Below are 16,947 nucleotides of genomic sequence, written 5' to 3'. Positions count from 1 at the left end.
AGATGGGACTATAAGGAATAGCTCAATTCATCCCAGGCAGTTGGACTTTCGGCTTCACATCGTTCTGGACGACGGAGGCCATCGGTGCGACCACTCCTTGGCTCTTGAGCAACTCGCCCATGGTCGCCTTGATTCGGTACTGAGTAAATAACTGAACGTTTTTTATCTCTTCCAAACGACGCGAAGCCGTGAACAGCTCGTTTTCACTGTCGAGCAAGTCAAGCAGAGTTCGTTCGCCCAGGCTGAATTGTTTCTGGTAGGCGCCGCGCACCTTGCTGCTGTGGTCGACGTATTGCTGGGCAATCGGCACCTGGGCATTGGCGTTGTTCATGGCGTTCCAGGCCAGGCCCAGTTCTTCGTTCAACTGGCGCAAGGCGTTGTTGCGGATATCCAGGGCCTGGTTGGACTGGTAGGACTTGGACTCCAGCTCAGCCTTGTTGCTGCCACCGGCGTACAGGTTGAAGCGCATGCGCAGCATGGCTTCCCAGCCGTTGTTGTGGCTGGCGTCGCCGTCGATGTTGTTGTCGGCGTTACGGCCCAACTCGGCGTCGAAACGTGGGTAGAAGGAAGACTTGGCGGCTTCGTATTGTTTTTCGGCAGCGGCGATATCGGATTCGGCCGAACGCAGGATCGGGCTGTTATCGAGCATCTGGCGACGCGCTTCATTCAGGTCTGCAGGCAGCAGCGCCATGAAGCTGGGCGGACGCTCCAACTGATCGGCTTCTTGGCCGACGGCACTGAGGTAGTTGGTCTGGGCGTCGGCCAGGTTGGTCTGCTCGGTGATCACGTTGTTACGGGCTTGGGCCAAACGGGCTTCAGCCTGGTCCAGGTCAGCCCCGCTGCCGACACCGCGCTGGGTGCGCAGTTTGATCTGGTCGTAGATGCGCTCGTGGTTACGCAGGTTGTCTTCGGCCAGACGCACGAACTCACGACGGGTCAGGACGTCCAGGTAAACCTGGGCTACCGTCAATGCAGTGCGCTCGGAAGTGCCAAGCAACGAAAAAGCGCGGGAGTTAACGGTGGCTTGTTGACGCCCTACTTCACTGGAGGTGGCAAAACCGTCAAAAACCATTTGCTGCAGGCGCAGGCTCGATTCACCGCGATTGAGGGTGTCCCAATGGCCGCCACGGGCTCGGGTGGATGAACTGTCGGTGCCTTCACGGCCATAACCCGCGTTCAGGTCGACACGGGGCAGGTAACCACCCTTGGCCGCACGCAACTGATAGTCAGCCGCGATACGAGCGTTGACACCTGCCTGAATCTCAGGGTGCACATCCAGCGCTTGCTGCATGGCCTGGGGCAGGGTTTGGGCTTGTACGAAACTGGCGGCGAGAACGAACGGTATTGCCTTAAGCAGGTGCAAACGCATTTTAAGAATCCCCAGGACTTCTTGTCTCAAGTCACAGCAACTTGGTTGTGCTGCGTTAGAAAATGGCTACCGTAATGACCGTACGTCGGAAAGTTCAAAAGCGGAACTGGTTCACACATGTAGGACGGTTCGCCGCATGAATATCAATGTGACATTAGCGAGGCGATTGTTTAGGATGGCGCCAAGAAGGTCAATAGTTTGGCATAAAGTAAATCGCCAAAAAATATAGCCAAATATTTGACGTCATCCGATTTATAAACTACGCACCTCCCAGGCTGATGAATCCCATCGGATCTCAGCCTTAGGAACACCCACAGAATGGATCGCCGGAGAAATCTTCAATGAGCAGTGTTGTTGCAATCGTCAAAAGCATTGTTGGCCAAGTTTTCGTCATTTCTCCGGAAGGCGCCCGTCGGGTGCTGGTTGAAGGTGATCGCCTGTTTGCCGGCGATCAGATAGACACCGGCATGTCGGGCTCCGTGAGCCTGGAGCTGGCCGATGGCCGTACGCTGGACCTGGGGCGTGATACCCAGTGGAGCGCCAACGCGCCCGACTCCAGCACTGACCTGGCCCAAGCCACTGCACAGGCCGCACCTTCGGTTGCCGAACTGCAGCAGGCCATTGCCGCCGGCGCTGACCCGACCACCGACCTGGAAGCCACCGCCGCAGGCGCAACAGCTTCCGGCACGGGCGCTGCCGGTGGCGGCCACAGCTTTGTGATGCTTGATGAGACCGCAGGCTCGGTCGATCCGACCATTGGTTTTCCGACTGCTGGCCTGGGTTTCGCAACCAATGCGTTGACCAACGAACTCGGCGGGCAGCCGACTGACCCACTCACGGCCGCACCGTTGCCGTCGACCCTGACCCTGGGCGCCACACCGACCATCACCGAAGCCGGCGGCGTGCTGACCTACACCGCCACAGTGACCCAGCCGTCCACCAGCAACCTGACGATCACCCTGTCCAACGGCGCGGTGATCACCATCCCGGCCGGCCAAGTGACCGGCTCCGTCAATGTGCCTTTGGCGCCCAACGACAGCCCGTACATCGATCCAGGCCAGATCAGCGTCACCGTCACCGGCACCACCGGCGGTAACAACCTGATCTTGACCGTCGACCCGACACCGGCAGTCACCCAGATCACCGACACCATCGACACCACCACTGTGACCCTGACAGCAGGCGAAACAGTGACCGAAGGCGGCCAGATCACTTACACCGCGACCCTGACCAACCCGGCACAGACCCCTGTCACCATCACCTTGAGCAACGGCTCGGTGATCACCATTGAGGCAGGCAAGTCCACCGGTACGGTGGTGGTCGATACACCGGCCAACGACGTCTACAACAATGGCAGCACGGTCAGCACCACCATTACCGGGGCAACCGGTGGCAACTTCGAAAAGCTGGAGCCCGACACCACCCCAGCTGTCACCACGATCACCGACTCGGTGGATGACACTGGCCTGACCCTCACCGCCACCAATACCGTGACCGAAGGCGGCCAGATCACCTACACCGCGACGCTGACCAACCCGGCGCAAACCCCGGTGACCGTGACGTTGTCCAACGGTTCGGTGATCACCATCAAGGCCGGCGAATCCGTCGGCACCGTGGTGGTCGATACCCCGGCGAACGACGTCTACGTCAACGGCAGCACCGTCACTACGACTATCACCGGGACCACCGGTGGCAACTTTGAAAACCTGGTGCCCAACACAACGCCAGCCGTCACGACCATCACCGATTCGGTCGACACCACCACCGTGACACTGACAGCGCCAGGCGATGTCAACGAAGGCGGCCAGATCACCTACACCGCCACGCTTTCCAATAAAGCAGACACCGACGTTACGCTGAAGCTGGATAACGGTTCGACCATCATCATCAAGGCGGGTGAAACCGTTGGCTCCGTCACCGTCGATGCTCCGGGCGATGATGTGTTTGTCGACAAAAGCACGCAAACTGTGAAGATCGTCGAGACTGATGGCGGTAACTTCGAAAAACTGGAAGTGGCCGGTGACGGCGCTACCACCACCGTGAACGACACCATCGACAAGGTCGATGTGGTCCTGACGGCGACCACCACCGTGGGCGAAGGCGGCCAGATCGTTTACACCGCGTCGCTGGTGGACAAGGCGGGTAATCCGGTCACCAACACCACCAATCCGTTGACCGTGACCCTGGACAATGGCCAGACCATTACCATTGGCGTCGGCCAATCCGCGGGCACTGCCAGCACTGTTGCGCCTAATGACGTGTATGAGGGCAACCAGACCGTCACCACCGCGATCACCAATGTGACCGGCGGCGCGCATTTCGAGAACCTGGTACCTGGCACCACGCCAGTCAACACCACCGTGACCGACACACCCGGCACCACCGACACCACCACCGTCACCCTGACCGCACCGGGCGAGGCCGACGAGGGTGGCAACATCACCTACACCGCGACCCTGAGCAACAAGGCCGGCAGCGACCTGACCCTTACCTTGAGCAATGGTGACGTCATCACTATCGCCAAGGGCGAGACCACAGGCCAAGTGACCTCCAAGGCACCGACCGACGACGTATTCAAAGATGCGGGTCCGATCAACGTCACGATCAATCCGGACTTTGTGGGTGGTGGTTTCGAGAAGCTTGATATCGCTCCGGGTGGGGCGACGACGCAGATCAACGACACCATCGACAAGGTCGATGTGGTGCTGACCGCGACCAAAACCGTGGGTGAAGGTGGTGAGATCGTTTACACCGCTACCTTGGTGGATAAGAACGGCGCACCGGTGACTAATATCACCAGCCCAGTGACTGTGACTCTGGATAACAACCAGGTCATCACCATTGGCGTGAACCAGTCGAGCGGGACTGTTTCGGTTGTGGCTCCGGATGATGTGTACAAAGGTGATCAGACTGTTACTACCGGCATCAAGGAAGTAACGGGTGGTGAGCACTTTGAAAACCTGGTTCCGGGCACTGACAAGGTCACCACGACTGTCACCGATACACCGGGCACCGATAACACCACTACCGTTACGTTGACGGCTCCGACTGAAGTAAGTGAAGGCGGCAAGATCACCTACACCGCGACGCTTTCTAATAAAGCGGATACCGACGTCACCCTGACGCTCGACAACAAGCAAACCATCACCATCAAGGCCGGCGAAACCGTTGGTACCGTGATTGTTGATGCTCCAGGCGATGACGTGTTCATCGACAAGAGCACCCAGACCGTACAGATCACCGGCACCGCTGGTGGCAACTTCGAGAAGCTCGTAGTTGCTGGCGACGGCGCTACCACCACGATCAACGACACCATCGATAAAGTCGATGTGGTCCTGACTGCCACCAAAACTGTCGGCGAAGGCGGCGAGATCGTTTACACCGCGACTTTGGTTGATAAAGACGGCAAGCCAGTCACCAACACCACCGGCCCGCTGACCATCACCCTCGATAACAAACAGGTCATCACCATCGGTGTGAACGAGTCGAGCGGTACTGTTTCGGCTGTAGCGCCGGACGATGTGTACAAAGGCGACCAAACTGTTACGACCGGCATCGAAAAAGTCACCGGTGGCGAGCACTTCGAGAACCTGGTCCCTGGTACTGACAAAGTCACGACCGTCGTCACCGACACACCGGGCACCGACAACACCACCACCGTCACCTTGACCGCGCCAGACGCCGTCAACGAAGGTGGAAAGATCACTTACACCGCTACGCTTTCTAATAAAGCGGATACCGACGTCACCCTGACGCTCGACAACAAGCAAACCATCACCATCAAGGCCGGCGAAACCGTTGGTACCGTGATTGTTGATGCCCCTGGCGATGACGTGTTCATCGACAAGAGCACCCAGACCGTCCAGATCACCGGCACCGCGGGTGGCAACTTCGAGAAGCTCGTAGTCGCTGGCGACGGCGCAACGACGCAGATCAACGACACCATCGATAAAGTCGATGTAGTCCTGACCGCGACCAAAACCGTGGGTGAAGGCGGCGAGATCGTTTACACCGCGACTTTGGTTGATAAAGACGGCAAGCCAGTCACCAACACCACTGGTCCGCTGACCATCACCCTCGATAACAAACAGGTCATCACCATTGGTGTGAACGAGTCGAGCGGTACTGTTTCGGCTGTAGCGCCAGACGACGTGTATAAAGGCGACCAAACTGTTACGACCGGCATCGAAAAAGTCACCGGTGGCGAGCACTTTGAAAACCTGGTCCCAGGTACCGATAAAGTCACCACCGTGGTGACGGATACCCCAGGTACTGATAACACCACCACTGTGACCCTGACGGCTCCGACTGAAGTGAGTGAAGGTGGAAAAATCACCTACACCGCTACGCTTTCTAATAAAGCGGATACCGACGTCACCCTGACTCTCGATAACAAGCAAACCATCACCATCAAGGCCGGCGAAACCGTTGGTACTGTGATTGTTGATGCACCAGGCGATGACGTGTTCATCGACAAGAGCACCCAAACCGTCCAGATCACCGGCACCGCGGGCGGCAACTTCGAGAAGCTTGTGGTTGCAGGCGACGGCGCGACAACGACTATCAACGACACCATCGACAAAGTTGATGTGGTGCTGACCGCCACCAAAACTGTCGGCGAAGGCGGCGAGATCGTTTACACCGCGACTTTGGTTGATAAAGACGGCAAGCCAGTTACCAATACCACTGGTCCGCTGACCATCACCCTCGATAACAAACAGGTCATCACCATTGGTGTGAACGAGTCGAGCGGTACTGTTTCGGCTGTGGCTCCGGACGATGTGTACAAAGGCGACCAGACTGTCACGACCGGCATCGAAACAGTCACCGGTGGCGAGCACTTCGAGAACCTGGTCCCTGGTACTGACAAAGTCACGACCGTCGTAACCGACACACCGGGCACCGACAACACCACTACCGTGACGTTAACGGCTCCGACTGAAGTAAGTGAAGGCGGCAAGATCACCTACACCGCTACGCTTTCTAATAAAGCGGATACCGACGTCACCCTGACGCTCGATAACAAACAAACCATCACCATCAAGGCCGGTGAAACCGTTGGTACCGTGATTGTTGATGCTCCAGGCGATGACGTGTTCATCGATAAGAGCACCCAAACCGTCAAGATCACCGGTACTGAAGGCGGTAACTTCGAGAAGCTGGTGGTTGCTGGCGACGGCGCAACGACGCAGATCAACGACACCATCGACAAGGTTGATGTAGTCCTGACCGCGACCAAAACCGTGGGTGAAGGCGGCGAGATCGTTTACACCGCGACTTTGGTTGATAAAGACGGCAAGCCAGTTACCAATACCACTGGTCCGCTGACCATCACCCTCGATAACAAACAGGTCATCACCATTGGTGTGAACGAGTCGAGCGGTACTGTTTCGGCTGTGGCTCCGGACGATGTGTACAAAGGCGACCAGACTGTCACGACCGGCATCGAAACAGTCACCGGTGGCGAGCACTTCGAGAACCTGGTCCCTGGTACTGACAAAGTCACGACCGTCGTAACCGACACACCGGGCACCGACAACACCACTACCGTGACGTTAACGGCTCCGACTGAAGTAAGTGAAGGCGGCAAGATCACCTACACCGCTACGCTTTCTAATAAAGCGGATACCGACGTCACCCTGACGCTCGATAACAAACAAACCATCACCATCAAGGCCGGTGAAACCGTTGGTACCGTGATTGTTGATGCTCCAGGCGATGACGTGTTCATCGATAAGAGCACCCAAACCGTCAAGATCACCGGTACTGAAGGCGGTAACTTCGAGAAGCTGGTGGTTGCTGGCGACGGCGCAACGACGCAGATCAACGACACCATCGACAAGGTTGATGTAGTCCTGACCGCGACCAAAACCGTGGGTGAAGGCGGCGAGATCGTTTACACCGCGACTTTGGTTGATAAAGACGGCAAGCCAGTCACAAACACCACCGGCCCGCTGACCATCACCCTCGATAACAAACAGGTCATCACCATCGGTGTGAACGAGTCGAGCGGTACTGTTTCGGCTGTAGCGCCGGACGATGTGTACAAAGGCGACCAAACTGTTACGACCGGCATCGAAAAAGTCACCGGTGGCGAGCACTTCGAGAACCTGGTCCCTGGTACTGACAAAGTCACGACCGTCGTAACCGACACACCGGGTACTGATAACACCACCACTGTGACCCTGACGGCTCCGACTGAAGTGAGTGAAGGTGGAAAAATCACCTACACCGCCACCTTGAGCAACAAGGCTGACACTGACGTCACCCTGACCCTCGATAACAAACAAACCATCACCATCAAGGCCGGCGAAACCGTTGGTACCGTGATTGTTGATGCTCCAGGCGATGACGTGTTCATCGACAAGAGCACCCAAACCGTCCAGATCACCGGCACTGAAGGCGGTAACTTCGAGAAGCTTGTGGTTGCTGGCGACGGCGCTACCACCACGATCAACGACACCATCGATAAAGTCGATGTGGTCCTGACCGCGACTAAAACTGTCGGCGAAGGCGGCGAGATCGTTTACACCGCCACCCTGGTCGACAAGGACGGCAAGCCAGTTACCAATACCACTGGTCCGCTGACCATCACCCTCGATAACAAACAGGTCATCACCATTGGTGTGAACGAGTCGAGCGGTACTGTTTCGGCTGTAGCGCCGGACGATGTGTACAAAGGCGACCAGACCGTTACTACCGGCATCGAAAAAGTCACCGGTGGCGAGCACTTTGAAAACCTGGTTCCAGGTACCGATAAAGTCACGACCGTGGTGACAGATACCCCAGGTACTGATAACACCACCACTGTGACCCTGACGGCTCCGACTGAAGTGAGTGAAGGTGGAAAAATCACCTACACCGCCACCTTGAGCAACAAGGCTGACACCGACGTCACCCTGACGCTCGATAACAAGCAAACCATCACCATCAAGGCCGGCGAAACCGTTGGTACTGTGATTGTTGATGCCCCTGGCGATGACGTGTTCATCGATAAGAGCACCCAAACCGTCCAGATCACCGGTACTGAAGGCGGTAACTTCGAGAAGCTGGTGGTTGCAGGCGACGGTGCGACTACGCAGATCAACGACACCATCGACAAGGTTGATGTAGTCCTGACCGCGACCAAAACCGTGGGTGAAGGCGGTGAAATCGTTTACACCGCAACCTTGGTTGATAAAGACGGCAAGCCAGTTACCAACACCACTGGTCCGCTGACCATCACCCTCGATAACAAACAGGTCATCACCATTGGTGTGAACGAGTCGAGCGGTACTGTTTCGGCTGTAGCGCCGGATGATGTGTACAAAGGCGACCAGACTGTTACGACCGGCATCGAAAAAGTTACCGGTGGCGAGCACTTTGAAAACCTGGTTCCAGGTACTGACAAAGTCACCACCGTCGTCACCGACACACCGGGCACCGATAACACCACTACCGTGACGTTGACGGCTCCGACTGAAGTAAGTGAAGGCGGCAAGATTACTTACACCGCTACGCTTTCTAATAAAGCGGATACCGACGTCACCCTGACCCTCGATAACAAGCAAACCATCACCATCAAGGCCGGCGAAACCGTTGGTACCGTGATTGTTGATGCCCCTGGCGATGACGTGTTCATCGACAAGAGCACCCAGACCGTCCAGATCACCGGCACCGCGGGCGGCAACTTCGAGAAGCTTGTGGTTGCAGGCGACGGCGCGACAACGACTATCAACGACACCATCGACAAGGTTGATGTGGTCCTGACCGCGACTAAAACCGTGGGTGAAGGCGGCGAAATCGTTTACACCGCAACCTTGGTTGATAAAGACGGCAAGCCAGTCACCAACACCACTGGTCCGCTGACCATCACCCTCGATAACAAACAGGTCATCACCATTGGTGTGAACGAGTCGAGCGGTACTGTTTCGGCTGTAGCACCGGATGATGTGTACAAAGGCGACCAGACTGTTACGACCGGCATCGAAAAAGTCACCGGTGGCGAGCACTTTGAAAACCTGGTTCCAGGTACCGACAAAGTCACCACAGTGGTGACGGATACCCCAGGTACTGATAACACCACTACCGTGACCCTTTCGGCTCCGACTGAAGTGAGTGAAGGCGGGAAAATCACCTACACCGCCACCTTGAGCAACAAGGCTGACACCGACGTCACCCTGACGCTCGACAACAAGCAAACCATCACCATCAAGGCCGGCGAAACCGTTGGTACTGTGATTGTTGATGCTCCAGGCGATGACGTGTTCATCGATAAGAGCACCCAGACCGTCCAGATCACCGGCACCGCGGGTGGCAACTTCGAGAAGCTCGTAGTCGCTGGCGACGGCGCAACGACTCAGATCAACGACACCATCGACAAGGTTGATGTGGTCCTGACCGCGACTAAAACTGTCGGCGAAGGCGGCCAGATCGTCTACACCGCCACCTTGGTCGACAAGGCTGGAAACGTGGTGACTAACATCACCAACCCAGTGACCGTGACTCTGGATAACAACCAGGTCATCACCATTGGCGTGAATCAGTCGAGCGGTACTGTTTCGGTAGTAGCTCCGGACGATGTGTACAAAGGCGACCAAACCGTTACTACCGGCATCAAGGAAGTAACTGGCGGCGGGCACTTCGAAAATCTGGTTCCGGGCACTGACAAGGTCACGACCGTCGTCACCGACACACCGGGCACCGATAACACCACTACCGTGACGTTGACGGCTCCGACTGAAGTAAGTGAAGGCGGCAAGATTACTTACACCGCGACGCTTTCTAATAAAGCGGATACCGACGTCACCCTGACGCTCGACAACAAGCAAACCATCACCATCAAGGCCGGCGAAACCGTTGGCACCGTGATTGTTGATGCCCCTGGCGATGACGTGTTCATCGACAAGAGCACCCAGACCGTCAAGATCACCGGTACTGAAGGCGGTAACTTCGAGAAGCTGGTGGTTGCAGGCGACGGTGCAACGACGCAGATCAACGACACCATCGACAAGGTTGATGTGGTCCTGACCGCGACCAAAACCGTGGGTGAAGGCGGCCAGATCGTCTACACCGCCACCTTGGTCGACAAGGCTGGAAACGTGGTGACTAACATCACCAACCCAGTGACCGTGACTCTGGATAACAACCAGGTCATCACCATTGGCGTGAATCAGTCGAGCGGTACTGTTTCGGTAGTAGCGCCGGACGATGTGTACAAAGGCGACCAAACCGTTACTACCGGCATCAAGGAAGTAACTGGCGGCGGGCACTTCGAAAATCTGGTTCCGGGTACCGATAAAGTCACCACCGTGGTGACGGATACCCCAGGTACTGATAACACCACCACTGTGACCCTGACGGCTCCGACTGAAGTGAGTGAAGGTGGAAAAATCACCTACACCGCCACCTTGAGCAACAAGGCTGACACTGACGTCACCCTGACCCTCGATAACAAGCAAACCATCACCATCAAAGCCGGCGAAACCGTTGGCACCGTGATTGTTGATGCCCCTGGCGATGACGTGTTCATCGACAAGAGCACCCAGACCGTCAAGATCACCGGTACTGAAGGCGGTAACTTCGAGAAGCTGGTGGTTGCAGGCGACGGTGCAACGACGCAGATCAACGACACCATCGACAAGGTTGATGTGGTCCTGACCGCGACCAAAACCGTGGGTGAAGGCGGCCAGATCGTCTACACCGCCACCTTGGTCGACAAGGCTGGAAACGTGGTGACTAACATCACCAACCCAGTGACCGTGACTCTGGATAACAACCAGGTCATCACCATTGGCGTGAATCAGTCGAGCGGTACTGTTTCGGTTGTAGCGCCGGACGATGTGTACAAAGGCGACCAAACCGTTACTACCGGCATCAAGGAAGTAACTGGCGGCGGGCACTTCGAGAACCTGGTTCCAGGTACCGATAAAGTCACCACCGTGGTGACGGATACCCCAGGTACTGATAACACCACCACTGTGACCCTGACGGCTCCGACTGAAGTCAGTGAAGGTGGAAAAATCACCTACACCGCCACCTTGAGCAACAAGGCTGACACTGACGTCACCCTGACGCTCGACAACAAGCAAACCATCACCATCAAGGCCGGCGAAACCGTTGGTACCGTGATTGTTGATGCCCCTGGCGATGACGTGTTCATCGACAAGAGCACCCAGACGGTCAAGATCACCGGTACTGAAGGCGGTAACTTCGAGAAGCTCGTAGTCGCTGGCGACGGCGCAACGACGCAGATCAACGACACCATCGACAAGGTTGATGTAGTCCTGACCGCGACTAAAACCGTGGGTGAAGGCGGCCAGATCGTCTACACCGCAACCTTAGTCGACAAGGCTGGAAACGTGGTGACTAACATCACCAACCCAGTGACCGTGACTCTGGATAACAACCAGGTCATCACCATTGGCGTGAACCAGTCGAGCGGGACTGTTTCGGTTGTGGCTCCGGATGATGTGTACAAAGGTGATCAGACTGTTACGACCGGCATCAAGGAAGTAACGGGTGGCGGGCACTTCGAAAATCTGGTTCCGGGCACTGACAAGGTCACCACGACTGTCACCGACACACCGGGCACCGATAACACCACCACCGTCACCTTGACCGCGCCAAGCGCCGTCAACGAAGGCGGGAAAATCACCTACACCGCCACCTTGAGCAACAAGGCTGACACTGACGTCACCCTGACCCTCGACAACAAGCAAACCATCACCATCAAGGCCGGCGAAACCGTTGGTACTGTGATTGTTGATGCTCCAGGCGATGACGTGTTCATCGATAAGAGCACCCAGACCGTCCAGATCACCGGCACCGCGGGCGGCAACTTCGAGAAGCTCGTAGTCGCTGGCGACGGCGCAACGACTCAGATCAACGACACCATCGACAAGGTTGATGTGGTCCTGACCGCGACTAAAACCGTGGGTGAAGGCGGCCAGATCGTCTACACCGCCACCTTGGTCGACAAAGCTGGAAACGTGGTGACTAACATCACCAACCCAGTGACCGTGACTCTGGATAACAACCAGGTCATCACCATTGGCGTGAATCAGTCGAGCGGTACTGTTTCGGTAGTAGCTCCGGACGATGTGTACAAAGGCGACCAAACCGTTACTACCGGCATCAAGGAAGTAACTGGCGGCGGGCACTTCGAAAATCTGGTTCCGGGCACTGACAAGGTCACCACGACTGTCACCGACACACCGGGCACCGACAACACCACCACCGTCACCTTGACCGCGCCAAGCGCCGTCAACGAAGGCGGGAAAATCACCTACACCGCCACCTTGAGCAACAAGGCTGACACCGACGTCACCCTGACCCTCGACAACAAGCAAACCATCACCATCAAGGCCGGCGAAACCGTTGGTACCGTGATTGTTGATGCCCCAGGCGATGACGTGTTCATCGACAAGAGCACCCAGACGGTCAAGATCACCGGTACTGAAGGCGGTAACTTCGAGAAGCTGGTGGTTGCTGGCGACGGTGCAACGACGCAGATCAACGACACCATCGACGATGTGAAGGTTGTGCTGACCGCCACCACCAACGTCGCCGAAGGCGGCCAGATCGTCTACACCGCCAGCCTCGTGGATAAGAACGGCGTTGCCGTGACCAACGTGGGTTCGGACCTGGTGATCAAGTTGGACAACGACTTGAACATCACCATCGGCAATGGCAAGACCAGCGGTACTGCCAACTTCACCGCGCCGAATGACTTCTACCTGGGCGCCAAGGACATTTCCGCCAAGATCACCAATGTGGTCAGCGGTGGCGACAAGTATGAAAACCTGATCCCGGTCGGCACGCCAGTAATCACCAAAGTGACGGACGTGACGAGCAACACCGTGATCAGTATTGCGGGCGATACCTCGGTGACCGAAGGCCAGACCGCTCACTACACGTTGAACCTGACCCAGCCGGCGCAAACCGAAGTCACGGTGACCCTGTCGTACAAAGGCGTGGCCCAGGACGGTTCAGACTTCAACGGCGTGTACACCGTGAAGATTCCGGCCGGCCAGAGCAGCGCGACGTTCGATATCAAGACCATCGACGACAAGCTGACCGAGCCTACGGAGAAGTTCGAGATCAGTATCTCGGGCACTTCCGGCGGTAACTTCGAGAACCTGGCTATCAGCACCACCAACGGCAAAATCGAAACGTCGATCATCGATAACGATGCGCCACCGGTTATCGACCTGGATGCCAACAATTCCAGTGGCGCCACCGGCAACGACTACAGGACTACGTTCACCGAAGGCGGCACTGGCGTATCGATTGCTGATACCGACATCAAGATCACCGACCCGGACAGCACCCAGCTGACTGGCGCCACGGTAGTCCTGACCAATACTCAGCCGAGCGACACGCTGGACTACAGCAAGGTCACCGGTATGAACGTGACCTCGGTCACGGACCCTGTCACCGGCAAGATCACCCTGACCCTGACCGGTACGGCGTCGCTGGCTGACTACATGCAGCAGATCAAGAACATCACGTTCGGCAACAGCAGCCACGACCCGAGCACCACGCCACGGACTATCACCGTGACGGTGACCGACGGCGGCAACTACTCGAACGTGGCAACCACCACGGTCAACGTAGTGGCGGTCAACGACGCACCGGTTGCCACCGGCGGTGCCGTCACCGGCACTGAAGACACGTCGCTGAAGCTGACCTGGGCCAACTTCGGGGTCAGCGATGTGGATTCGCCGCAGGCCAGCCTCGGGGTGAAAATCACCGAGCTGCCAGTAGCCGGCAAGCTGCAGTACCTGGCAGCGGACGGCACTACCTGGACCAACGTGACAGCCGGCCAGACCTTCACCAAGGCGCAGATCGACGGCGGCCAGTTGCGCTTCACCCCAAATGCCAACGAATCCGGAGCCGACGGCTACGGCGGCACCGGTGTGGGCAACAAGCAGGCTGATTATGCACAGTTCAAGTTCCAGCCAACCGATGGCAAGGACCTGGGCACCAGCGCCACTGTAAAAGTCGACATCACTCCGGTTGCAGACGCGCCGACCTTGAGCGTTGCCGATAACAACATCGCCTCGGTCGGCCTGACCAAGCAGAGCTGGAACAGCATTGCGAACCTGGGCACCAACGGCAATGGCGCCTCCGCGACCGTGTTGAAAAATGCCATCGACAACGCCGGCACGCCAACCAGCACGACGGTTTCGACCACCGTCCTACCTACTGCAGATGTGCCTGGCGGTGCAGGCTCGAAGACCTCCGGCCTGATCTACCTGGAAGCCGGCAAGTCGTACACCTTCAGCGGCTACGGCGATGACAGCATCCTGGTCAATATCGGCGGCAAAGATGTGGCCAGCGGTACCTGGGGCTCGAACTCCGGCCAGTTCAACGGTACGTTCACCCCAACCAGCAACGGCTACTACAGCATTGATATCTACCATGCCAACCAATCAGGTCCGGGCAGCTTTGATCTCAAGCTGTCGGTCAACGGTGGCACCGCGACCAACCTGAGCAACACCACGATGCCGATCTACACCGGCATCAACGACCTGATCAGCGCCGGCGCGCAAGTGTCGGATCTGCACGGCACAAACGGCCAGGGTTACTACGACGCGTACAAGCTCAACGAAGGGCTGGAAAACGGCACGGTCAAACTGACCAAGGTCACCACCGGCCTGACCGATACCGACGGTTCGGAAACCCTGAGCGTGAAGATTGGCAGCATCCCGGTGGGCGCAGTGCTCAGCGACGGTGCCGGGCATACCTTCACGGCGACCCAGGGCCATACCGAGGTGGACGTCACCGGTTGGAACCTCAACAACCTGAGCCTCAAGCCACTGCCTTACACCAGCGGCCAGTACAACCTGACCGTGACGTCGACCTCCACCGAAAGCCTCGGCGGCTCGGCCACAACCGTGGCCAATCTGCCGGTCAAGGTATACCCGGCAGTCTATAGCGGGAGCACGGCGACTTCGGGCGATGACAACGTCACCGGTACCAGTGGCAACGACATCATCGTGGCGGACGTTTCGGGCCTGAACGTAGTTCAGGGCAAGAACTACAACATTGCGTTCATGATCGATACGTCGGGCAGTATGGGTTCGGACTCGGTAGCGGCGGCGAAAGCCTCGCTGACCACCGTGTTCAACTCACTGAAAAACAGTATCGGCTCCAGCACCTCCGGGGTCGTGAACATCTTCCTCGCGGATTTCAGTGACCAGGTCAATCGTACGGTTACAGTCAACCTGAAAGACCCAGGTGCACTGGATGCGCTGCAGAAAGTCCTGGATAAGATGGTGTCGACCGGCGGCACCAACTACGAAGACGTGTTCAAGGCTGCATCCAACTTCTTCCAAAGTGCCCAGGCGACTGGCAACAAGGATGCAATCAACACCACGTACTTCATCACCGATGGTGAGCCGACGTTCTACCAGCGTTCCGAGCAGACCAACCCGACCTTGTACGGCAACGTCAAGCTCGATGACGTCGTTAACATGAACAACTACACCATAGGTACCGCCACTCGGATCAATATCGATTCGAATAACTACCTCGATATCAACTCTGCCGGTAAGGTGACCCTCTTTTCCTACGGCTGGGCCTACAACAAGGGCATCATCCACGCCCAAGGGGATGGCACCTATGAGATATCGGTTCTTGACGGTTATGGTAACTACACCGATACAGCCACCGCTACCAACTCCCAGAACGCGTTCGCACTGCTCAAAGGCCTGTCCACAGGCGGCGTAGAAGCCATCGGTCTTAAAAGCGGGGTCGGCCTGGAGCAGTTGGCACCGTACGACAGCGACAACAAGCCACAAAGCAACATCGATCCGAAGGACCTGGCCAACGCCATCCTCGGTCACAGCGAGGCTACCCTGCCGGGTGCCGACCGTGTCGATGGCGGTGACGGCAACGACATCCTGTTCGGCGATCTGGTGAGCTTCACGGGTGTTACCGGCGAAGGCTACAACGCCATCCAGACCTACGTGGCAGGGAAAAACGGCGTGGCGGTGTCTGCAGTCACCGGCCAGGATGTGCATAAGTACATCACCGAGCACTACAACGAGTTCAACACCTCGGGTGCCAAGGACGGCAATGACACCCTGCTGGGTGGCTCGGGAGATGACATCCTGTTCGGCCAGGGCGGCAACGACTACCTGGACGGTGGCAAGGGCAACGACATCCTGTTGGGCGGTACCGGCAACGACACGCTGATCGGCGGCCAGGGCAATGACATCCTGATCGGCGGCACCGGTGCCGATACCTTCGTCTGGAGATCCGGTGACGTCGGCAACGATGTGATCAAGGACTTCAAGGCACTGGAAGGCGACCGCATTGACCTGCGTGACCTGCTCAAGGGTGAAACCGACGGCACCATCGACAACTTCCTGAAGTTGACCACGGTGGATAACGTGACAACGCTGCAGATCAGCTCCGAAGGCAAGCTCAACGCCGCCGGCGGCCTGGCCAATGCGGATGTGACGATCAAGCTGGAAGGTAACAACTGGTCCGGCCAGACGATCAATTCGTTGATCAGTGGTGCTGACCCGACCATCAAGGTCGATCACACCTAAGCTGAACCACTGAACCGGCCGCCTCTTGAGGCGGCC

2 protein-coding genes are annotated in these 16,947 nt (G+C 57.2%); one reads left to right on the top strand and one right to left on the bottom strand.

Translation table 11 applies throughout. The features are described 5' to 3' along the window. Positions 1-22 precede the first annotated feature (22 nt). Complete coding sequence (locus tag C5F71_RS13565) at positions 23-1,369, bottom strand: TolC family outer membrane protein (protein WP_029298771.1); 1,347 nt, start codon at positions 1,367-1,369, stop codon at positions 23-25. A gap of 341 nt (positions 1,370-1,710) precedes the next feature. On the opposite strand from C5F71_RS13565, the gene C5F71_RS13560 reads away from it, so the two are divergent. Then, the gene (locus C5F71_RS13560; RefSeq protein ID WP_104911299.1) at positions 1,711-16,911 is read left to right on the top strand and encodes a retention module-containing protein; all 15,201 of its coding nucleotides are present in this window, start codon (positions 1,711-1,713) and stop codon (positions 16,909-16,911) included. The last annotated feature ends 36 nt before the right edge of the window (positions 16,912-16,947 follow it).

Origin of the sequence: Pseudomonas sp. LG1D9, assembly GCF_002949995.1 — a bacterium.
Lineage (GTDB): Bacteria > Pseudomonadota > Gammaproteobacteria > Pseudomonadales > Pseudomonadaceae > Aquipseudomonas > Aquipseudomonas proteolytica.
The sequence above is the reverse complement of the archived record's forward strand: the minus strand, read 5'-3'. Positions and strand labels throughout refer to the sequence as shown.